The sequence below is a fragment of the Acinetobacter sp. ANC 4654 genome (genome assembly GCF_002135425.1).
Classification (GTDB): Bacteria; Pseudomonadota; Gammaproteobacteria; order Pseudomonadales; family Moraxellaceae; genus Acinetobacter; species Acinetobacter kyonggiensis.
Map to the genome: position 1 here is coordinate 38489 of NZ_NEGL01000009.1, position 19814 is coordinate 58302.

The 19814-nt window shown below is 36.4% G+C and carries 22 protein-coding genes and 2 pseudogenes; 11 read left to right on the forward strand and 13 right to left on the reverse strand.

Annotated elements, in window-relative coordinates; genetic code table 11:
* The first annotated feature begins 67 nt into the window (after positions 1-67).
* The gene (locus B9T24_RS13615; RefSeq protein WP_086166269.1) at positions 68-985 is read left to right on the forward strand and encodes a LysR family transcriptional regulator; all 918 of its coding nucleotides are present in this window, start codon (positions 68-70) and stop codon (positions 983-985) included.
* A 269-nt stretch (positions 986-1254) separates the two neighbouring features.
* Positions 1255-1809 (forward strand): thermonuclease family protein, encoded by a 555-nt coding sequence (locus tag B9T24_RS13620; RefSeq protein ID WP_086166270.1) that lies wholly within the window; start codon positions 1255-1257, stop codon positions 1807-1809.
* Between the two features lie 201 nt (positions 1810-2010).
* On the opposite strand, the gene B9T24_RS13625 is transcribed toward B9T24_RS13620, so the two are convergent.
* From B9T24_RS13625 to B9T24_RS13640, 4 genes are all read right to left on the reverse strand, one after another.
* On the reverse strand, positions 2011-2613 hold the full coding sequence (locus B9T24_RS13625; RefSeq protein ID WP_086166271.1) for a nitroreductase family protein: 603 nt from the start codon (positions 2611-2613) through the stop codon (positions 2011-2013).
* A 280-nt stretch (positions 2614-2893) separates the two neighbouring features.
* Positions 2894-3385: a hypothetical protein gene (locus B9T24_RS13630; RefSeq protein ID WP_086166272.1), complete on the reverse strand. Its 492-nt coding sequence runs from the start codon at positions 3383-3385 to the stop codon at positions 2894-2896.
* Between the two features lie 103 nt (positions 3386-3488).
* The gene (gene fumC / locus B9T24_RS13635) at positions 3489-4883 is read right to left on the reverse strand and encodes a class II fumarate hydratase (RefSeq protein ID WP_086166273.1); all 1395 of its coding nucleotides are present in this window, start codon (positions 4881-4883) and stop codon (positions 3489-3491) included.
* 134 nt (positions 4884-5017) lie between these two features.
* Positions 5018-6025: an NAD-dependent epimerase/dehydratase family protein gene (locus B9T24_RS13640; RefSeq protein WP_086166274.1), complete on the reverse strand. Its 1008-nt coding sequence runs from the start codon at positions 6023-6025 to the stop codon at positions 5018-5020.
* 604 nt (positions 6026-6629) lie between these two features.
* On the opposite strand from B9T24_RS13640, the gene B9T24_RS13645 reads away from it, so the two are divergent.
* Together B9T24_RS13645 and B9T24_RS13650 are read left to right on the forward strand one after the other, a co-directional pair.
* A complete protein-coding gene (locus B9T24_RS13645) occupies positions 6630-7535 on the forward strand; it encodes a lipocalin family protein (RefSeq protein ID WP_086166275.1) in 906 nt (301 codons plus the stop codon).
* Between the two features lie 499 nt (positions 7536-8034).
* Positions 8035-8394 carry a hypothetical protein gene (locus B9T24_RS13650; RefSeq protein ID WP_143223754.1) on the forward strand — a complete coding sequence of 120 codons (360 nt, stop codon included), beginning with the start codon at positions 8035-8037 and terminating at the stop codon, positions 8392-8394.
* A 252-nt stretch (positions 8395-8646) separates the two neighbouring features.
* Here the strand turns inward: B9T24_RS13650 and B9T24_RS13655 are convergent, their stop codons facing one another.
* Positions 8647-9726 carry an SDR family oxidoreductase gene (locus tag B9T24_RS13655; protein WP_086166277.1) on the reverse strand — a complete coding sequence of 360 codons (1080 nt, stop codon included), beginning with the start codon at positions 9724-9726 and terminating at the stop codon, positions 8647-8649.
* Positions 9727-9828: 102 nt separating this feature from the next.
* Here B9T24_RS13655 and B9T24_RS13660 point away from each other — a divergent pair, with 102 nt between their 5' ends.
* The 3 genes from B9T24_RS13660 (at position 9829) to B9T24_RS13670 (ending at position 11563) form a co-directional block, all read left to right on the forward strand.
* Positions 9829-10242 carry a MerR family transcriptional regulator gene (locus tag B9T24_RS13660; protein ID WP_086166278.1) on the forward strand — a complete coding sequence of 138 codons (414 nt, stop codon included), beginning with the start codon at positions 9829-9831 and terminating at the stop codon, positions 10240-10242.
* Positions 10243-10307: 65 nt separating this feature from the next.
* Positions 10308-10679 carry a MerR family transcriptional regulator gene (locus tag B9T24_RS13665; RefSeq protein WP_086166279.1) on the forward strand — a complete coding sequence of 124 codons (372 nt, stop codon included), beginning with the start codon at positions 10308-10310 and terminating at the stop codon, positions 10677-10679.
* Positions 10680-10765: 86 nt separating this feature from the next.
* A complete protein-coding gene (locus B9T24_RS13670) occupies positions 10766-11563 on the forward strand; it encodes an SDR family NAD(P)-dependent oxidoreductase (protein ID WP_086166280.1) in 798 nt (265 codons plus the stop codon).
* A gap of 234 nt (positions 11564-11797) precedes the next feature.
* Here B9T24_RS13670 and B9T24_RS13675 read toward each other — a convergent pair.
* Together B9T24_RS13675 and B9T24_RS13680 are read right to left on the reverse strand one after the other, a co-directional pair.
* Positions 11798-12064, reverse strand: a pseudogene (locus B9T24_RS13675) (lysozyme); the annotation flags it as partial.
* Positions 12065-12109: 45 nt separating this feature from the next.
* A complete protein-coding gene (locus B9T24_RS13680) occupies positions 12110-13591 on the reverse strand; it encodes a PLP-dependent aminotransferase family protein (protein WP_086166281.1) in 1482 nt (493 codons plus the stop codon).
* A gap of 108 nt (positions 13592-13699) precedes the next feature.
* Here B9T24_RS13680 and B9T24_RS13685 point away from each other — a divergent pair, with 108 nt between their 5' ends.
* On the forward strand, positions 13700-14902 hold the full coding sequence (locus B9T24_RS13685; RefSeq protein WP_086166282.1) for a benzoate/H(+) symporter BenE family transporter: 1203 nt from the start codon (positions 13700-13702) through the stop codon (positions 14900-14902).
* Between the two features lie 192 nt (positions 14903-15094).
* Positions 15095-15550, forward strand: coding sequence for a GNAT family N-acetyltransferase (locus tag B9T24_RS13690; protein WP_086166283.1), 456 nt, complete (start codon positions 15095-15097; stop codon positions 15548-15550).
* Between the two features lie 89 nt (positions 15551-15639).
* Here B9T24_RS13690 and B9T24_RS16950 read toward each other — a convergent pair whose 3' ends face one another.
* The 5 genes from B9T24_RS16950 to B9T24_RS13715 all read right to left on the reverse strand — a co-directional run bounded on the left by B9T24_RS16950 (position 15640) and on the right by B9T24_RS13715 (position 18241).
* A complete protein-coding gene (locus B9T24_RS16950; RefSeq protein WP_171264912.1) occupies positions 15640-15816 on the reverse strand; it encodes a hypothetical protein in 177 nt (58 codons plus the stop codon).
* A 112-nt stretch (positions 15817-15928) separates the two neighbouring features.
* Positions 15929-16330 (reverse strand): helix-turn-helix domain-containing protein, encoded by a 402-nt coding sequence (locus tag B9T24_RS13695; RefSeq protein ID WP_074947272.1) that lies wholly within the window; start codon positions 16328-16330, stop codon positions 15929-15931.
* 2 nt (positions 16331-16332) lie between these two features.
* Positions 16333-16623: a type II toxin-antitoxin system HigB family toxin gene (locus tag B9T24_RS13700; protein ID WP_086166284.1), complete on the reverse strand. Its 291-nt coding sequence runs from the start codon at positions 16621-16623 to the stop codon at positions 16333-16335.
* Positions 16624-17166: 543 nt separating this feature from the next.
* Positions 17167-17739, reverse strand: coding sequence for a flavodoxin family protein (locus B9T24_RS13710; RefSeq protein ID WP_086166286.1), 573 nt, complete (start codon positions 17737-17739; stop codon positions 17167-17169).
* A gap of 10 nt (positions 17740-17749) precedes the next feature.
* Positions 17750-18241 (reverse strand): DUF2938 domain-containing protein, encoded by a 492-nt coding sequence (locus tag B9T24_RS13715; RefSeq protein ID WP_086166287.1) that lies wholly within the window; start codon positions 18239-18241, stop codon positions 17750-17752.
* An 81-nt stretch (positions 18242-18322) separates the two neighbouring features.
* Between B9T24_RS13715 and B9T24_RS13720 the strand changes: the two genes are divergently transcribed.
* Positions 18323-18727: a helix-turn-helix domain-containing protein gene (locus B9T24_RS13720; protein ID WP_086166288.1), complete on the forward strand. Its 405-nt coding sequence runs from the start codon at positions 18323-18325 to the stop codon at positions 18725-18727.
* A 253-nt stretch (positions 18728-18980) separates the two neighbouring features.
* Here B9T24_RS13720 and B9T24_RS17185 read toward each other — a convergent pair.
* Positions 18981-19160 (reverse strand): annotated as a pseudogene (locus B9T24_RS17185) (site-specific integrase); the annotation flags it as partial.
* A gap of 282 nt (positions 19161-19442) precedes the next feature.
* Between B9T24_RS17185 and tusD the strand changes: the two are divergent.
* Positions 19443-19811, forward strand: a complete 369-nt coding sequence (gene tusD / locus B9T24_RS13730) for a sulfurtransferase complex subunit TusD (protein WP_086166289.1) — start codon at positions 19443-19445, stop codon at positions 19809-19811.
* The last annotated feature ends 3 nt before the right edge of the window (positions 19812-19814 follow it).

The window sequence follows — 19814 nt, forward strand, 5'->3', positions numbered from 1 at the left end:
ACTTCGCTTTACAACAACATAACTTGAAAACTATTATGAACAAAATGATTTAATTCCATACCATACTATGAATAATATTCATCATAAAAACGTTTTAGACATGGCCGTCTTTCATAAAATTGACATCAATTTATATCCATTATTTATTGCTATTTTTGAACAAAACAGCATTTCTAAATCTGCACAGTTACTCTGTATTAGTCAGTCCGCAGCCAGCCATGCCTTGCAACGACTACGACAACATTTACAGGATGATTTATTTGTCCGTGCTGGCAGTCAAATGTTACCGACACCATTTGCTGAACGGATTTATCCTATAATTAAAAATGCCTTGTTTGCTATTCAAAGCATTTCTTTAGAAAAGCAAAGTTTTGATCCAACCATGGTACAAACACTCAAAATTGCCATTCATGATGAAATTGAACCGATTATTTTACCGAAACTGGTTGAGCATTTTCATCAACTCAATTTAGAGGTGCAATTTTCCAGTATTAAATTAGACCGTAAAAATGTAGTAACTGATTTGGCCACACAACAAATCGATTTTGTAATTGATTTAGAACAAAATTTCACTGATAAAATTCAATTTAAAACATTGGTACAAGACCAATTTGTCATCTGTACTCAGCAGCAAAGTATGACTGCTGAAATTTATTTTGCTTTACCACATATTGGTGTTTCTTCGCGACGTACAGGTGTACTCGTTGAGGATATTTATTTTAATCGTAAACAATTCTCTCGTCAGATTTTTTTACGCTGTCAACATTATTCAACAGCTTTACAAATTTTAGCGCAACAAGCCGCTGTTATTTTAACCATTCCTAAAAATATGCTTGCTCATTTACACATGGCAGAATGTTTAAATATTTTTGAGGTGCCTGTAGAACTGCCGAATATTAATATTGGAATGTATTGGCATAAAGATGTGCAGGAAAATGCAAGGCACCAATTTTTAAGGAATGAAATTTTAAAAATTTTTGCTTAGGCTATTTATGTGTAATTGCTCAATTTGCTTCGGTTATTTTAAATGACTATTTTTCCTTCCTTTTGTTTATTTATCCTTGAGCTTTATTTCACATTGAACTTGTTGTTTAAATAGTCGAAATGTTGAATTAACAATACTTGCAGCATCATTTGTCTATTTATTCGGCTTTTATTTTTTACGATTTCAATTAAACTAATACTTCATTTCTCTCTTTTTATTGCTGAATTTAGACTGAATTTTTCAAACTAATTTCAACAAAGTTTTCTTTTATGTTGGCAAATCTCTCCCCTGTTTGGCTTATGGTTTTAGGCTTCATCTGTTGTCTAATTTTTTTATTTATTTTCCGTAAAATTTATACATTTTTAAGTGTTTTTTTTAAGCCTTTTAAAAAGGGAAAAAGCTATTATTGCCGCGTCACCGCCATTAGTGATGGTGATACGCTCACCTGCCACCGCTTAAACTTCCGACGTTCAGAAACCAAATTACGTTTTGCCTATGTCGATGCACCTGAATCAAGTCAGGCTTATGGCAAAGAGTCAGCACGCCTAATTAAAAGCATGGTGCACAAAAAATGGGTACGGGTAAAAATTACCGATATTGACCGTTATGGTCGCTGCGTGGGAGTCATTTACCGCTATCGTAAAAGTATGAATGAAGAAATGGTCAAACGTGGTGCGGCTTGGGTATATGAAGAATACATCAAAGATAAAAAACACTTGCACTATATGATATCACTGCAAGACAAAGCCAAAAAACAGAAAAAAGGCTTATGGAAAAGTAGCCGTCCTATACGTCCAAGTGTCTATCGTAAACAAAGCAAATAGACTTTATCAATAATCAAGGTTTAAACAGGTCTGATACGCCAATTCATTATGAATGATTTGGTGTAACGCCCTCATCTACATAAATAGAAATTTACAATTAATGAACGCTGTAGCTCGCCTTAAAATATCAAACGCCCAATGAAAGACATCAGGCATTTGATTAAAATAGCTTAACCCTTATTTTAGCGCTAAAGACTCAATTTATTTAAAAACTTTAAAACGCACAGTATCATCTATATAAGCTTTGTCTTTAGCTTCACCTTCAACAGAACCAAAAACTAATTGGGCACGAAGTTTCCAGTTTGCAGGAATATCCCATTCTGCATGTACTTGTTCATCGACAATTGGGTTGTAATGCTGAAGTGAAGCACCTAAACCGTCCGTATGTAATGCAGTCCAAGTGGCAAATTGTGCAATTGCCGTTGAATGTTCTGCCCACACTGGAAAATTATCTGCATAAGATGGAAACTGCTCTTGCAAGCCTTGAATCACATCTAGATCTTCAAAAAATAAAACCGTACCCACACCTGCTGCAAAGCTATCCATTTTGGCATCGGTTTTTGCCGCAGCTTCGGCATCTTTTGCATAAGATTTCAATTTTTCTTTCACAAAGCCCCAAAATTTTTCATGCTCAGCATTAAATAAAATGACGGCACGTGATGATTGTGAGTTAAACGATGATGGACTTTGCTTAATGGCATGTTGAATCAAATCAGTTAAATGTTCTGGGCTTTGCTCTACATTTTTACCCACTGCATAAATTGTACGGCGTTTATTAATTAAATCTAAAAATTGATTCGACATTTAATGAAATCCTGTGATATTTCCTCGGGAAGATTTTAAACAACCTGCAAACACTATTAAGAAAATGTGAAATATCAACTTTCATAACAGTACACATGCAAAGGTGTTGTGGTCATACCATATGCAATAATAATTCCAATATCTAGTACATTTTATTGATAATTAAATCTTTTATTTTTTATATAAAATATTTAATTTAATTCTAATATCTTGATTAGCCGCAAAATAATATTAAAAAATCCTCCGTTTTTGGAGGATTTTTATAACACTTTATTGAATTTTAAAATTTCGCATTCAAAATGCTTTGCGATATTTTATTCTTCCAAAGATCACGTAAAGTCGGTAAATAGAATTTTTCACCAATTTCAACCAACTCGGCATCAATCAATGCATGAATTTCGTGCATAAATAAATAATCCAATTCGACTGTTTTCAATTTTTTATTGGTTTTAGCAAATGCCTTACGCTTTTGTTGCGCAGTTTTAACCAATTGATCGGCATAATTCTTATTTTTAAATTGAGAAATAGCATTTAAACGTAATTCAATTACACCCCAACCAGTTAATAATAATTTGAACAACTCAAAATCTTCTGTGGTTGATTCCCAAGTCATTTCATCCAAATTTTCATCATCTGGAAGAACAGGAAGAAGAAGTTCCATAATACTCGGAAAAATCTTTTTAAAATTCAAAATAAATTTAACTGGATGCTCACCCGGATAATCCTTAAGTTGCACCTTTTTCTGAACATCCGTTAAATAAACATCAAGCATAATCAATCATCAGCAGTTTTAATTTCAACGTATATTGTACGCACTTATGTATGAGATAAAAACCATTGATGATCAATTGATAAAACTTCAAGCCATCAAATGATTATTTGCTGTTAGGTGAAACCATATTTTCAGGAATCACCACGGCATCAAACTGTTCTGCGGTCACTAAGTTCAATTCAACAGCCACTTGTTTCAAGGTCTTGCCTTCTTTATAGGCTGTTTTTGCTACTTTCGCGGCATTTTCATAACCAATAACAGGGTTTAAAGCCGTGACCAGCATGAGGGAATTATGTAGGAAATAATCAATTTTTTCACGGTTGGGTTCAATCCCCTCAGCACAGTGATCATTGAAACTATTACACGCATCGCCCAATAATTGAATAGATTGTAATAAGTTAAATGCAATGACGGGCATAAAGACATTTAGCTCGAAGTTACCAGAAGCCCCAGCGACATTAATGGTCGTATCATTGCCCAGCACTTGGGCAACCACCATAGTCATGGCTTCACTTTGAGTTGGATTCACTTTACCCGGCATAATGCTTGAACCCGGTTCATTTTCAGGAATACGAATCTCACCAAAACCACAACGTGGACCACTGGCTAACCAACGAATATCATTGGCAATTTTATTTAAACTAGCAGCTAAGGTTTTTAAAGCACCTGAAGCAAAAACTGCGGCATCACGCCCTGCTAAAGCTTCAAATTTATTTGGTGCAGTCACAAAAGCTAATCCTGTTAATGTTGCCAACTGTGCTGCTGCTTTTACCGCATAATCAGGATGTGCATTTAATCCAGTTCCAACTGCCGTACCGCCCAAAGGTAATTCATATAAACCCAATAAGGCATAATCTAAACGCTTTAAACCATGATCAAGCTGAGAAACATAGCCACTAAATTCCTGACCCAGTGTTAATGGCGTTGCATCTTGTAAATGAGTACGACCTATTTTAACAATATCGGAAAATTCTTGCGATTTAGCCGCCAAAGTATCGCGTAAACGTGTCACTGCTGGAATTAGCAATTCATTGATTTGTAAACTGGCTGCCACATGAATGGCGGTTGGAAATGAGTCATTGGTTGATTGCGCACGGTTCACATGGTCATTGGGATGTACTGGTTTTTGCGAACCCAAAGGATTGCCCAGTTTTTGATTGGCAATGTTGGCAATGACTTCATTACAGTTCATATTACTTTGCGTACCAGAACCCGTTTGCCATACCACCAATGGAAATTGTGCGTCCCAATGACCAGAGATCACTTCTTCTGCCGCATCCACAATATAATGTAACAACTCATGAGGGATTTGATCTAACTCGGCATTGGTCATAGCCGCCGCTTTTTTGACCAAGCCCATCGCCCGAATCATCGCTCGTGGTAAGCGCTCTTGCCCAATTTTAAAGTTTTGCAAACTACGCTGTGTTTGCGCGCCCCACATTGCCTCACTCGGAACTTCAACCTCGCCCATCGTGTCATGTTCAATACGTGTTTGCATGATTAACCTCATTTCCCTGTAATTTTATAACTTTGCTCTTTCATTATGTTTTGACACATTCAAATATTTTAAGCAAACAAATTATAAATGTAAATGATTATTACTTACATGCTGTTTCTAACATTCTAATCGTTCTAACGTCCTATTAAGGTTTGTTGATAAAATCGCCAAGCATCTTCTATGATTTTGCCAATGTCGCGTTTAGGCTGCCATTTTAAAATTTGATGCGCTTTTTCTGAGGTTGCAGCAATCTGATCCAGTTCAGCAACGGGATAAAATTGCGCCTCGATGGTTTTGATTTCAGCTTGAGTGACTTTAGAAACTTCCTTTAGCAAAGCAGCAATCGAAATACTTTGCCCTGAGATATTAAAGGCTTCGCATACATATTGTTGACCTCTTAACCACTCTAAAGCTGCAATAATGGCATCACAACTGTCTAATACATGTAAGAAACCACGTTCAACCGTATGATCGCTTGTTTGAGCTTGCTGACGCAGTTCAATATATTCGCGTTGCCCAGCTGCAACCTGTAATGCCAAAGGAATAATATTTTTAGGCAATGGCGCAACAAATTCACCTAATACAGCATGTTCAAATGCACCCGCAATATTACTTAGTCTTAAAATGGCAATTTTCCATTCATTGTCCGTCAGCGCTGTATCTCGTATAATTTCTTCAATCATTTGTTGTGACTTGATATACGGATTGGGATAAGCATATTTAAAAGGTGTATCTTCTGACAGTGTTAAACTTGACTGTCCATAGACCGCCAAACTGGATAAATGGATCAGTGTTCGAATGCCTGTACGCTGCATAGCACGCAGTAAACTCATAATACAACTGACATTATCGTTATAGTATTCAAGTGGCTTAAGCGCAGATTCTTCTATCGATTTAAAACCAGCAGCATGAATGACCGCTTCTATAGAATATTGTTCAAAAACTTTATTTAAAGCAGGTGTATTTCTAATATCAATTTTGACAAATGGCACATATCTGCCTGAAATATATTCAAGTCGTTCTAATGTTTGTAAATTTGCATTGGATAAATTATCCACAATAATGACTTCTTGCCCATGCGCCATTAAGCTTAAAGCAATATGTGAACCTATAAAGCCTAAACCACCAGTGACTAAAATCATTGTATAGATACTCCTTATAATAATCAGCATCTTGCGATTTATTGGTGTAGTTTTGGTGTTGCTATTAACTTATCCACAAATATAAAAAGCAAAAACCGACTCAAAATTTCTCTTGAGTCGACTAATCTGCAAGAGCATTATAGCGCAATGTTACATGGTTTAGAGCATTGTATGTGTTGCAGTTATGGTTATTAACTGTATTTTGTTTACGACAAAAATAACATCAATTATCATGCGCAAAATTAGGCTTACATAGTAGATGAGTAGAAGGAACAAAAAAAAATGAAAACATGGCTCTATTTTTATATTGAACACACAATCAAAAATAACAAAAGCGCGACTAGCAGGACCTAGAATGATTCCAGCTTTAGGGACCGTTGGTGATTAAATTGAAGTCCTCACTCAGAGTGACTATTCTTTTCATTAAAAAAACCTTTTAATAATGATAAGCATTTGTATTTATAAGTATTAATCAATTTTTTTGTAAAAATCGACTCCATTTATGAATTATGCTAACTTAATTATTACTTCAATATAGATTGATCCAAGGACTTGGTAAAAATCTAAAAAGAAAAAGAATTAAATCAACAAAAGGATAATTTGCATGAAAAATTTTATGACTATTGCATTCCTATTTAACAGTGGATATTGTTTCGCTGAATCAGTAACTCTTTACAATGAAAAGGGGGTTTCGCTTAGTTATCAGTATGAGAAAATAGCAACAACAGATAGTGATTGCCCGAATGTTTTGTTTGATGAATACCATGTTGTTGCAAAAGTACAAAATACGAATAATAAAGCAATAATATTAGATGACTCTGGTTGGCTTGTTCCCCGCTTAGCTTTTAAAGGTGATTTTTGCACCAAAGCAGGACAATTAAATTCAGAAGTAAATAACTATTTTTCTGGATTATTCATGCCTCATCGTAGTTATGGTACTGCTACACCTAATACAGGATTTGGTGCAATTCATACTTACTTTTTAGATGCAACGGATGAGTTTGTAGACCTTCCTGCCACTATAAAAATTCTTAAGGGACAACCATTATCTAAACCTGAATGGCATTTCCCAGAATGGAAATTTATTGATGTGCCAAATAATCAAAATGTGGCAAATACAGTCAATAATGCAAATCAAGGCAAAAATGCCCCACAATCAACTAATAATGCAGAAAACTACGAAAAGCTTATTGTTGGTAAATGGAGATTCTCTCAGTCTTCTAGTTTACTCAATGGAAAAGAAATTGAAATTTATGATGAAGAAGATGCTTGTTATGACATTTTCGAGACAAATAAACGTACAAAATTTAATGTTGGGGACTGTAATAATGGTGAAGAAAATGGGAAGTGGAAAATAACTGATAATATACTTACCAAGTATTTTCCTGATTTTGATCATCAATATGAAATATTGCAGTTAAACAAATCAATACTAAAGATAAAGACCACAACAAACGAAAATACATATGGCAAATACTTCATATTAAAATTTGAAAAAGTAACAAAATAATTGTTTATATAGAATGATATTCAAGCTACCACAAATTAATTATAGAAGTTTGAATTTAATGTGTTGGCCATGCTTCATCTAATTTTTCTTTATCAACTCGCTCTGCATCAGCTCGTTCTGCCATCCAAATATATTCTGCTGTGCAATTTTCTAGTAGTTCTGACTATGTTACTTCGCTTGCAAGTAAAAAGAAGTTGGGCAAACCACCGATATAGCAATTGTTAAGTGCTATATTGAGAAAAAACTGGGTAGTGAAATTTAAGAAAAACTAACCAAAATCGTGAAACATTGCTTAAATAGTGAGCGTGGAACGTGAAAAATCACAAAGTTTCCGCTCTGTGATTCAGGATGCCAACTTTCAATATACTGATTTTAAAAAGACAAATTAATAGAATTTCGCATAAGGTATATTACGTTAATTTTAATTATGCTACAGGAGTATAAGTATTCAGCCCCCAAAAAAAAGGATGCTGGTATTCCATATAAGTTGGAGAAAAAATTGAATCTACAAGCAATTGAAAATGAAGATCTATTTGAGTTTTGGCTCATGAATATGGATGAAGCCTTGGATAATTTTCTTAAGGCTCTACCTGACAATATAAGACAATGTATGAATTATTCACCAAATTCCTTGCAAGTGTTGGAAGAATGGCGACTTAGTAAGTACTCCGATACTGATGTAATGTTATCGATGTCGGAATCTAAACTTGTAGACGGTGCGGCAAGGTATATTGGTGAGGTTTTTAGAAAGACTTTAGGAGGGAAATGGTTCGTTGATTTAAAGGATGAAAAGAATGCTTTTTATGGGCTTCCTCAAAATGAGCTTCTGCAATCTATGTCAATAACTCATAAGGGATGATGCTTCCCTCTAACTAGCAAGTCAATTACATTTATCCTGCCGCATTCTCCCACTGTTGCTATTCATCGTTTAAGTTCTTTATCCGACATAGATACCAACATATCAAACAGCCCGCTAAAAAAATCTCTAGCTGAGTATTCTAAAAGCGGACATTTTTATTGGGTTCTAACACTAGAATTTCGTATAAGAGATTTTATATTAATTTAAAAAATTTTAAAGGTTATACCTGTCTATGCAAGTATAAAAATCTGTTTAAGATTTTAATCGACTAACCCATACCACTGTCTTTTTTACTTTACTTTGAATATCGGTATTTGGGATGTTCCATTGTTGATTCAATGTGATAAATCGCTCCAAATCGAGCGGTTCTGTTCTAATGAAATTTAGCATTTCAGCAGACATATCTAGTTTTTGTGCCAACCATCTCCATTTTAAAACCTGCTTAAGTAACTTTAGCGAAATAAAGTGACGTGGTGGCTTCAGATGTAACTGTTGTGCAATAAGCTGAACCAATTCCTGAAAGGAAACTTGCTCAGGATTAGCTACTAGAATTTCCTGCTGAAGCGTGGTTGGATCTTGGGCAGCATGAATTATAGCATCAACCAACATCGTTACGGACACCAATGGCAAGTAGTGCTGTGACGTTCCAGGAATAGCTGTCATTTTTCCTTGTTTTAATTGTTGGATAAGGTGTGCAATCGGTTGATAAGACGGAATTTCCCCAGTCGTTTCATCGCCAATGACAGTGGCAGGATGGATAACTGTCCATGGGATATTATATTGAATAGCGTGTTTAATCCAAGTGAAATGTCCTTGAATTTTAGATGCTTCATATGCTCCCAATCTGGCATAAACCCGTGACCAATCGGTCTGCTCTATACGATCACGATAGATGCCTGCCGCCCGCAAATGTTCATTCAGGGTCAACATATAGCCTGATAGGTGTACTGCTCGTTCTAACTGGCAATGCTTACTAACACTCTCTAATAACAGCTCAAGTCCATTGACATTAACAGCCTTAGCCTGCTGCATTGTTAAATTCCATGCAAACAAGGCACTGGTATTGTAAAGATAATTGACTGCTTTAAGTTGCTGCCAGTCCTGCTTGGATAGCCCTAAGTTTGGCAGAGTAACATCACCCTGAATAAAATTTAACTGTTGATGAGTAATGCCTTGATGTGTCAGCCAATGCCGAAGCTGTGGGGCTTGCTGATCGACATTACGGCATAGGGCAAATACCTGAGCATTGTTGCTAAGCAGGCGCGCGATTAGAAATTTACCAATAAATCCTGTTGCTCCCACCACAAGAGCTGTCTGATTTGAAATTTGCATGAATATGTACTCTATTGAATTGTTCATGCTTAAGCTAAAGTATGGAGTACACTCTATGGTCAAGTAGTTTTGAAAAATTATTAATGCAAAGGGACTTTATACATGCTGATTGGCAAACTATCACAACAAATAAATATGAGCCGAGATACAATCCGCTTTTATGAAAAAATGAAGTTGATTCAGCCATTAGTTCGCAATAATGGCTATAGGGATTATCCTGAACAAATCCTGCAACAGTTACAACTAATACAGATTGCCAAGAATCTGGGGTTTACTCTTGCCGAGATCAGGCAAATCATCGATTTAGTGAATGAAAGTGAGATTCCAGCAGAACAGTTTCAGGAAATTTTGCAGGATAAGCTAGGTGCAATTCAGGAAAAAATCGAGCAATTACAACAGATGCAGGCGATGCTTGGAAATCTGATAAAGGGTGAGCCTTGCCCGTTAAGAAAAGACTGTGATGTAGTGAAAATATCCATTGGGAACACAGTATTAAGAAAAATTAAAAGCAGTTGAGACGCTTGAAAGAAGGAATAACCTAATGATATTTATCACCTACAAATTGAAGAAGAGATAGACAGATGTATATCGGAAAATTAGCTCTGGTAACAGGTGTAACACAAAAAGCGATTCGACATTATGAGAACTTAGGTTTAATCCCAGCACCAGAGCGTAAAGGTAAATACCGTTTTTATAAACAATTAGATATTCAGTTAATTAAAATGATTAAGCGGGCGCAGACCGTAGGTTTTAGTCTTTCTGAAATTGCTGCACTGGCAGAAGTTAAAGCACAAGAAAAGCGGTTTCCGCTAGAAATAGCTCAACAGCTTCTTAAAGATAAACATCTGCAAATTTTGCAGAAAAAGGCTGAGTTAGAAAAAATAGAAAAAGATTTACTTTACTTAGAGCAAGAGCTTACAGAAATGTATGATGTTGAAAAAATTCATGGATAACAGGAGATTATTTTAAAAATACTCTTGACTCTCACCTTAGGGTAAAGGTTTATATTACTTGCCAGAACAAACAGAGACGGCAAAATATGAATATATTGACATCATTTAAGGGTAAAACGGCTTTAGTTACAGGGGCATCATCTGGGATAGGAATGGGATTTGCTAGAACTCTTGCAGCAAATGGAATTGATTTGGTTATTACTGCGCGCTCTGAAATGAAACTGCAAGATTTGGCACAAGAGTTAAAAACTGCTTACGGAATTAATATTTATGTAATTATTTTAGATTTAACTAAGACTAATGCTGTTTATAAATTAACAGAATATTTAAAAGAAAATCATATAATAATTGATATTTTGATTAATAATGCTGGTTTTGGGAAATGGGCAAAATTTTTAGATGAACCTTTAAGTAGTTATCATCAAATGCTGGCATTAAATATCAATAGCTTAGTCACATTAACCTATTTACTTTTGCCAGCTATGCTTGAAAAAAAACAAGGATTGATCATTAATGTTGCATCAATAGCCGCATTTCAACCTCTTCCCTATATTGCTATATATGGAGCATCTAAAACTTTTGTGCTTAATTTTACAGAAGCAATTGCAGGAGAAAATCTTAATTCAGGAGTAAAGTTTTTGGCATTATGTCCTGGCAATACTGCAACAAATTTTGCTCAAGTTGCAAATGCTGATACAGATGGTATGCCAGTTTCATCAGTAGAAACAGTTGTTGATGCTGCAATAAGGGCTTTAGACCGTAATCAGCTATATTGTATTCCAGGAAAAAGAAACTATTTTACAGCTCAGTTCGTTCGTATTATTCCTAGGTTTATAATGCTAAAAATAGTAGAAAATATGTTCAGAAAAAGAGTCGTTAAATAGTTTTTCTATTATGCAGCCTTAATTCACTTAAGAAGATATTGTATTGAATTCTATTCCAGATGATTTGAAGTGCTTCATCACAAATGTATTACTATTCAGATAGATAGGTCGCAAAATGAATCATCATTTGCTGTTGCTATTTAAAAAGCAACAGCACATGATTGTTCGATAAACAAAAGAAAAGCTATACAGTGTGCAACCTGCAAAGCAAGTTGCACAGTATGATTAATTTAATCAAGATAGATATAACACTTTCTCTTTTACACGACGATTCACCAAGCCTTGTATCCGATTACCATTGTCAAATACCCATCAGTCAAACTGATTTGATGTACCAGCTAAATTATTTTGATTGATCAAAGTCAACATTGTACTTTTAACAAATGCTATTTCACCAATGTTGTATACAAAAGAAGCCAATGCATCAAATTGGTTTTGTGAGACTTTCACTTTAATCGATTGGTCTAGGTAGGCGTCAATCCAAGCGCTGTCATGAGCCAATAAATTTTGAAAGAGAGGTTTGAACAAAAATACCTATCATAAAAATTAAACTCTTTTAATAGATTTTGCCAACCTTTCAATATATTCCTGAATTTCATTAACTGTATGTGCCGCGTAACCTATAAGCACGGCTGCTTTTTGACATGAGGTCTGACAATATCTTGATAAAGGTTGCACCGTCAGACCTACTTTTGTGCATTCAGTAATAAAATCTTTCTCTGTCCAATTTTCTTTAAGCCAACATACCAAATGAATACCCGAATCAGTAGGTTCTACGGTTAATACATCGAAAAGATAGTGTTGAATTGCCAAAATTAATGCCTGTTGACGTTCATAACAAGTTTTACGAACTTTACGTACATGCCGAGCATAATGTCCATCCTGTATAAATGTTGCCAGTGCGACTTGCTCAAGATAGGAACTACGCGTATCGGTATAATATTTTGCCACACTAAAAGCATCAATTAAGGCTTCAGGAACGACCATGAACCCGAGTCTGAATTCAGGAAACATCATTTTGGAAAATGTCCCTGAATATATCACTCGCTGCTGTTGGTCTAAGCCTTGTAGCGCTTGAATTGGGTGTGTTCCATAACGAAACTCACTATTATAGTCATCTTCAAAAATCCACTTTTGCTGTTGCGTGGCCCAGTCCAGTAAAGCCAAACGCCGAGCAAGGCTTAGTGTTCCACCAAGCGGAAATTGATGCGAAGGTGCAGTATAAATCAGCTTACTTGCTGCATGATGCTGAATAATGTCAGGGATTTTCATACCTTCATTATCACTTTCAATCGGCTGTACGGTCGCCCCAAAACTACGAAATATGTTTAAAGCAGCATCATAACCAGGTTCATCTAAACACACTTGGTCCTGTGGCTGTAACAGCGCATACGCCGCCAAATGAATCGCCTGTTGTGTACCATTGACAATTAAAATTTGCTCTTCAGTACACCTTAACCCTCTGGTAGATTGAACATATTGGCAAATTGCCTGACGCAAAGGCAAATACCCTCGTGGATCGTGGAATTGTCCTAATTGATAATAGGATTGTCGCCAAGCTCGCCCTAATAATTTCCCCCAAAGTTGATGCGGAAATAAATCTACACAGCCCACCCCCACATGAAATATTTTCTTTTCTTGGCTAAATAACGTCTGCTTGTGCCAATGCGGTAATAAACTGGCAATATGTGGATTAATATTAAGCGTTTGCGTGGATTGATGTACAGCGGGTGGTATATCTTTTTGAATTTGAATCAGTTGGTCAGGAATAATATCCGCTACATAAGTGCCTGAACTGGGTTTGGTGACTAAATAACCCTCATCAAGCAGACGTTCCAACGCTGCTAATACCGAATTACGGGAAATCGACATCATTTCTGCTAAAGCACGGCTTGAAGGCAGTTTTGTACCAGCAGACAAATGCCCCACTAAAATCGCATCACGTAAAGTACAATACAAACCATCCTTAATCTGCTGTCCTTTAGGCAAAATTAAATGCGGGAAATAAGCGGAAGAAGCTGTTTTCATAGTCAAACTGGTACTTTAAAAAATATCAAAAGTGTATCTTACGACCATACCATCATTAAAAATACACTCTACCCCTTTCATTGTTGAAATATTTTAGGGGATAAATTTATGTCTGTTCGGCACTCATCTTTTCAGCGTCTATCTCATGATTTACTGCCTCCAATCATGGCAGGCTTAATCTCGGTGATTGTCAATTATGGTGGGACATTTATTTTAATCTTCCAAGCTGCACAGATGGCTGGTCTTAGTCCCGAACTTACCGCCTCATGGGTCTGGTCTATTTCTATCGGTGTTGGTATCACAGGAATATTATTAAGCTGGTATACACGAGAACCGATTATTACCGCATGGTCTACTCCTGCTGCTGCCTTCCTAATTACCGCACTTGTCACCGTGCCATACGCTGAAGCGATTGGAGCATATTTACTTTCTGCCTTAGCATTTGTCATTCTCGGAATTACAGGCTATTTCGAAAAACTGATTCGCCTAATTCCGATTGGGATTGCATCGGGTTTATTGGCAGGGATTCTATTACAATTTGGCATTGCTGCCTTTACCAATATGACTATTGACCCATTTCTGGCAATTTCATTATTTTTAATTTATCTCATCACTAAGCGTTTTTCTGCAAGATATGCCATTGTAAGTGTTTTGCTATTTGGTTTTATTTTTCTGCTGTTTCAATCAAGAATTGATTTTGCGGGATTTGAGCTAAAGTTGGCATCGCCTATTTTTACTGCTCCCACTTTTTCGATCAATTCTGCGCTAAGTGTTGCCTTGCCTTTATTTTTAATTACCTTAACTGGGCAATATATGCCTGGTTTATTGATATTAAAAAATGATGGTTTTAAAACCAATGCGAAACCGATTCTCGCTGTGACAGGTTTAGGTTCCTTCTTGATGGCACCTTTTGGTTCACATGCATTCAATCTTGCGGCGATTACAGCCGCAATTTGTACAGGTAAAGAGTCACATGAAGACCCATCAAAACGCTGGGTGGCTGGAATTGCAGCGGGTGTGTTTTATATTTTGGTGGGAATTTTTGGAGTGACACTGGCAGCGGTATTTGCAGCATTTCCAGCTACATTTATTAGTACATTAGCAGGACTTGCCTTATTAGGTACGATTGCAGGAAGTCTTGCGAATGCCATGAGTGACAGTGATAGCCGTGAAGCAGCTTTAATTACCTTTCTTGCCACTGCTGCCAATATTACGCTTTTTGGGATTGGTGGAGCATTTTGGGGCTTGGTGTTAGGCTTAATGGCTTATTTTGTGCTTAATAAACAATTTAAAAAAATTTCTTCCTCATAATTTTATAGGTAATTTAAGTGATCACCAATCCAAAGCATATTGTTCGCAGTATGCTGTTTATATATACGGGTTAAAAATTCACTATTGAAACTGGTACTGTACAAAATATTAAAACTGTATCTTATTAAAGTACCATACAAAAATTATGCTTGACGCTTCTATATTTTCAAACAGTTAAATGGATGTGTCATCATGCAAAATCAAGACCTTCAGATAATTCCTGTTCAACAACAGGATTATCAACAGTGGCTACCTTATTGGCTTGCCTATCAAGAATTTTATAATGTCAATTTATCCAGTGCTGTGACTCTAACTACATGGCAACGCTTTTTTGATGAAGCCGAACCAATTTATTGTGCGGTTGCCAAACAAGGGGAAAAAGTTTTAGGTTTTGTACATTATGTAATTCACCGTTCAACTTGGGCAACACAGAATTATTGTTATCTGGAAGATTTATATGTGTCACCCGCAACTCGTGGGCAACATATTGGTAAACACTTGATTGAATATGTACAAAAACAAGCAATTACTCAACAGTGTGAGCGTTTATATTGGCATACGCAGGAAATCAATCATACCGCCCAAAAACTATATGACTGGATTGCTGAAAAACCTGGAATAATTGAATATCGTATGTCTTTACAATAAGGAAAAAAGAGTCCATCAATAAATATCGTGGACTCTTTTTTTAAAGCTATTTTAATAATATAAATTTCAGTGATTAAATGATTGCTGCTTTAAGGCTGTTCCAAATCACTGAAGTCAATTACCTGATAAACCTTACCATATACCGCTGCACCTATTGGGCTATTCCCAAACTCAACATCTAAAGCCTTTGCATGAACCTTGACCACGACATTGGCAGGCACCAAACGCCGTAAGATTGAGATTGCCCATAAAAAAGCCCTATTCAACGATAGGGCTTTTTTGACTGAATATTATTGATACTCTTAAAGACAGTTCCAATATTGTCCATTCCCCATTGGGGAGTGACCAATCACTAACTAAATTGCAGGGCAGTTTTTCTTAAAAAAATGTATCTGCAGAAACATTAAACCTTGTAGACAAAGCTTTAATATGGCGAATATTCAATTGACGCTTGCCACTCAAAATCTCAGAAATAACGGATTGGGTTGCGACTTCGGGTAGATCTGATTGGCTTAAATTATGCTGTTCCATTAAAAATTCTAATGCAGTACGCCCATCACCTTGAGGCATTGGTAAATGCTCGTCTTCATATTCTGATACTGAGTTCCCAAGCTGATGTACAAGCCCCATTAAAGGATGAGTCTCATCATCTCCAACAATATCAAGCAATTCATCTAATGCCTCAACCAGTGCATCAAAATCTTCTTTTGTTTCAGGCTTGGTTAGCAATGGTGAAACATAACGCCAATGGTCTACTGCCTGTTTAATCATTGCATTCATATTTAACCCTCCTTCCAATTTTCATTGTCATATTCTTTATGGGTCAGTATATGCCGAATATAAACCTTCTTGGCTTTATACATAACCACAGCTATCAGCCTAATTTTATTTCCGCCAATATCGAATACATGGAACTTCCCTACTTTGTCTACAGCAGGAAAAAGTGATTTCATTGCAGCAAAGTCTTTAGGATCATTTGCTTTTATAATTCGATACCAGCCATCTAATGCACTTTGGGTATGCGGCCATTTCTGACTTGCTTCAGTAATTCTGGCATGAGTAATAACGTGCATCACCTTTATCGCATTTTGCTATAAATTCAGAATATAAGAAATTATCGCATTTTGCAATAACCTTACTACTTCTTAATCATTTTTATGACAAAATTCAGAATTAAATTTTTAAATTGTCATATTTTTCTGTTATATAGAAAAAACAATGTTTATCGGTAGTAATTTAAAATGAATGTTAGTGTTAAAGAAATTAATAAACATATTGAAGAATTCAAGAAAACTAGAAAGGGTCCGAACCAACTTATTATTGGATATATGACCTATTCAAAGCTAATGAAAGATGCAAAGTTTCATGAGCATGTCACTAAAGACGTAAAAGACCCAATAATTAGATACTATCGTGGCATTGAAATTAAAATGGTGACTAAAAAGCACCATTTTGAAATTAAATAGGCAATAAAAAACCTAACAATGATGTTAGGCTTTCCCCCTTGTCTCTTTTTGCGCAGACATAAGTCTTTTTTAAGGCTCACTGTACTTCCGACTTTTGATTAAACCAGATAGATGCCAGCCAGCGACACGCTTTACTGGAGACAGTACGGTTCACGTAACCACACCTTGATATGCATTTAAGCTCGATGCAAAATTTTTCCCAAATAACTGCGCTGTTTTAATATCACCTAAATCAAAAGCATCTGCCGCACTCGCATGTTCAGCTTGTGCCATTAATCCAGACCAAGAACCCAGTCGATTAGCTGCTTGCGTATAGGAAACCCCTTGATGTTGCTCAGGTAGAATAGGATTGCCCACCCATATCATCCCGTGTTGCATACAAAAGGTGAAAAGTGAAATAAGTGTTGATTGCTTATCACCAGCGGGGAGTGATGAGACGGTAAATCCAGCTGCTAATTTCCCTTTAAAGCTCTGTTTTTTCCATAATGGACCGGTAGCATCCATGAATTGTTTTAAGGTTCCAGAGACACCACCGAGGTAAGTGGGTGTTCCCCAAATTAAACCATCATATTGGATCAGTAATTCAGGTGAAGACATCAGTTGTTCTACGTTGAATAAATCAATATCCATATTCTCAATTTTTGCTGCTCCAATTTGAATTTGTTGAGCAATAAATTGGGTATGTCCTTGACGGCTATGATAGATAATGGCAATTGATTTCATGGTTTAGTCCTCAGTTAAAAAGATTCAATAATTCAGCGGTGAGGAATAAACCACACCCGAAGATACTGTGATTAATCAAGCTTTTGATACGATTGATCCGTGGTTGTGGTGTTTTAGATGCTGCAAAGCCTGAACCCATAGCAGGTTGCATGATGAAGAAAGGGATTAGCACGGTAATGACCCCAAATAATAAGGCTGAATAAAATTGTGGTTGCAGCAACCAAGTATCCCCTATGATGAAGATGAAACTAAATGCGAATAGGATTCCCACACTGTAATGAGCAATCCAGCCCAATACATATTCATGCTGAATCTCAGGACTTCGTGCAATTGACTCGTGCATGATTTTGCCGTGGAAAATCCATCCTACCCACCGACCAAGTAATGCAAAATTTAAGGTTGGAATATTCAGTCTTTTTAATATGAATAACCAAATATCCATGATTAGTGTTGCACCGATCCCTAGACTCAAAATGTAAAGTAGTAATTTAAAAATATTCATTTCATCACCTTAATCTTTTCCAAACAAAACCTGATAGATTGATTGTGCAAGTTCAAGTCAACTTGAAGTCAAGAGGTATTTATGGATATTGGTGAAGTTGCAAAAAAAGCAAAGGTTGCGACATCGACCTTACGATTTTATGAAGAAAAAGGGCTGATCAAATCTATTGGCCGACAGGGTTTACGTCGTCAATATGCAAAACAGGTACTGGATCAATTGGCATTGATTGCATTGGCGCAAGCAGCAGGATTTTCTTTGAATGAGATTGCCACTATGTTTGGGCAAGATGGTCAACCTGAGCTAGATCGAAAAATGCTGAATGATAAAGCAGAGCAACTCGAGCAGATGGCACGACGGTTACACTTCATTAGCGAAGGACTCAGACACGCCGCAATTTGCCCAGCTGAAAATCATATGCTGTGTCCAACCTTTCAAAACTTTTTAAAAGCCGCGATTGCGGGCGAATATCAGCCGACTAAACTTTAGTGATATTTCATGGACTAAAACTTAAAAGTCTTCATCCTCCCACAATTACCCATTCCACGTATCCCCCACTCCTAAACCGCCTGTTATTGCATGAGCCAGTAATTTATCGCTCACATTTTGGTTAATATTACCACTATTTTGATTTACAACAATGACTTACTGAGGGCTTGGAGAGGTTAGGTATTCTTTGGCTGGCTCTACATGTATATTAATCTTAGGCTGTGTAAATGATATCCCCAAAGAGGTTGTTCGTGTAGGCTGGCTTTATCCCTTGCTCAAGATCAGCTTTACCTGTTTTAAGTTCTAGCAGCTTAATGGATGCCCAGTGCTCGCATTCTTTAGCAGTGTCTCTAGTTGCTGAGTATCGCTTATTTTCAAAAGTAACAGTGATACGCCAACTTGACCCACGTTGTATTGGTTTTGGAAGTTTCATTTTTGTTGGTGCAGATCTGGTGCAGATTGCCTTTCATCCTATCGATAAAGTAAGAAAATGAAAGGAAATGCGGGGGATTTCATGCATATAAAAGAAAGGTGTTGATACTTTTTAAATTTCAGATAATTAATAAGATATTGTTTTTAAATAATTATTTTTCTAATAATTTTAATATTTGGTTCCAAATTATTTAGATACCACCTAAAATCATTGTATACTACCTTTTTCTTATGAAGTTTGGATGCATCAACATTGGATTGGGCATTCCTAAAGTGAATTTCGATGAGTACCTTATTACTAATTACCTCCGCACCAACCTCGATCTATGCTTGGCATGCGCTTGGCTTAGCACAAGCCTTATACACTAAAAAGCAAGCATTTCGCGTTTTTTTCTATCAAGACGGCGTTTCCGTAGCGAATACTTTACAGTGGGTTCCTGATGACCAACGTAATTTGACGCTAGAATGGCAAAGGTTAGCCATTCGCTTACCCGTTTGTGTCAGTGCTGCATTGGCTCGCGGTATTACCGATCAAGAAAATGCAAAACGACATCAGATTAGCCAACACAACCTTGCTCATGGTTTTGAATTGGTTGGGTTGGGCGAACTTGCCGATGCAGTACAGTCAACACAACGTCTTATTCAATTCTAAGAT

Excerpts from the sequence above, each read along its gene's own strand:
- B9T24_RS13615 (WP_086166269.1), top strand. The coding sequence starts at position 68 with ATGAATAATATTCATCATAAAAACGTTTTAGACATGGCCGTCTTTCAT.
- B9T24_RS13620 (WP_086166270.1), top strand. The coding sequence starts at position 1,255 with ATGTTGGCAAATCTCTCCCCTGTTTGGCTTATGGTTTTAGGCTTCATC.
- B9T24_RS13625 (WP_086166271.1), bottom strand. The coding sequence starts at position 2,613 with ATGTCGAATCAATTTTTAGATTTAATTAATAAACGCCGTACAATTTAT.
- B9T24_RS13630 (WP_086166272.1), bottom strand. The coding sequence starts at position 3,385 with ATGCTTGATGTTTATTTAACGGATGTTCAGAAAAAGGTGCAACTTAAG.
- fumC (WP_086166273.1), bottom strand. The coding sequence starts at position 4,883 with ATGCAAACACGTATTGAACATGACACGATGGGCGAGGTTGAAGTTCCG.
- B9T24_RS13640 (WP_086166274.1), bottom strand. The coding sequence starts at position 6,025 with ATGATTTTAGTCACTGGTGGTTTAGGCTTTATAGGTTCACATATTGCT.
- B9T24_RS13645 (WP_086166275.1), top strand. The coding sequence starts at position 6,630 with ATGAAAAATTTTATGACTATTGCATTCCTATTTAACAGTGGATATTGT.
- B9T24_RS13655 (WP_086166277.1), bottom strand. The coding sequence starts at position 9,726 with ATGCAAATTTCAAATCAGACAGCTCTTGTGGTGGGAGCAACAGGATTT.
- B9T24_RS13660 (WP_086166278.1), top strand. The coding sequence starts at position 9,829 with ATGCTGATTGGCAAACTATCACAACAAATAAATATGAGCCGAGATACA.
- B9T24_RS13665 (WP_086166279.1), top strand. The coding sequence starts at position 10,308 with ATGTATATCGGAAAATTAGCTCTGGTAACAGGTGTAACACAAAAAGCG.
- B9T24_RS13670 (WP_086166280.1), top strand. The coding sequence starts at position 10,766 with ATGAATATATTGACATCATTTAAGGGTAAAACGGCTTTAGTTACAGGG.
- B9T24_RS13680 (WP_086166281.1), bottom strand. The coding sequence starts at position 13,591 with ATGAAAACAGCTTCTTCCGCTTATTTCCCGCATTTAATTTTGCCTAAA.
- B9T24_RS13685 (WP_086166282.1), top strand. The coding sequence starts at position 13,700 with ATGTCTGTTCGGCACTCATCTTTTCAGCGTCTATCTCATGATTTACTG.
- B9T24_RS13690 (WP_086166283.1), top strand. The coding sequence starts at position 15,095 with ATGCAAAATCAAGACCTTCAGATAATTCCTGTTCAACAACAGGATTAT.
- B9T24_RS13695 (WP_074947272.1), bottom strand. The coding sequence starts at position 16,330 with ATGAATGCAATGATTAAACAGGCAGTAGACCATTGGCGTTATGTTTCA.
- B9T24_RS13700 (WP_086166284.1), bottom strand. The coding sequence starts at position 16,623 with ATGCACGTTATTACTCATGCCAGAATTACTGAAGCAAGTCAGAAATGG.
- B9T24_RS13710 (WP_086166286.1), bottom strand. The coding sequence starts at position 17,739 with ATGAAATCAATTGCCATTATCTATCATAGCCGTCAAGGACATACCCAA.
- B9T24_RS13715 (WP_086166287.1), bottom strand. The coding sequence starts at position 18,241 with ATGAATATTTTTAAATTACTACTTTACATTTTGAGTCTAGGGATCGGT.
- B9T24_RS13720 (WP_086166288.1), top strand. The coding sequence starts at position 18,323 with ATGGATATTGGTGAAGTTGCAAAAAAAGCAAAGGTTGCGACATCGACC.
- tusD (WP_086166289.1), top strand. The coding sequence starts at position 19,443 with ATGAGTACCTTATTACTAATTACCTCCGCACCAACCTCGATCTATGCT.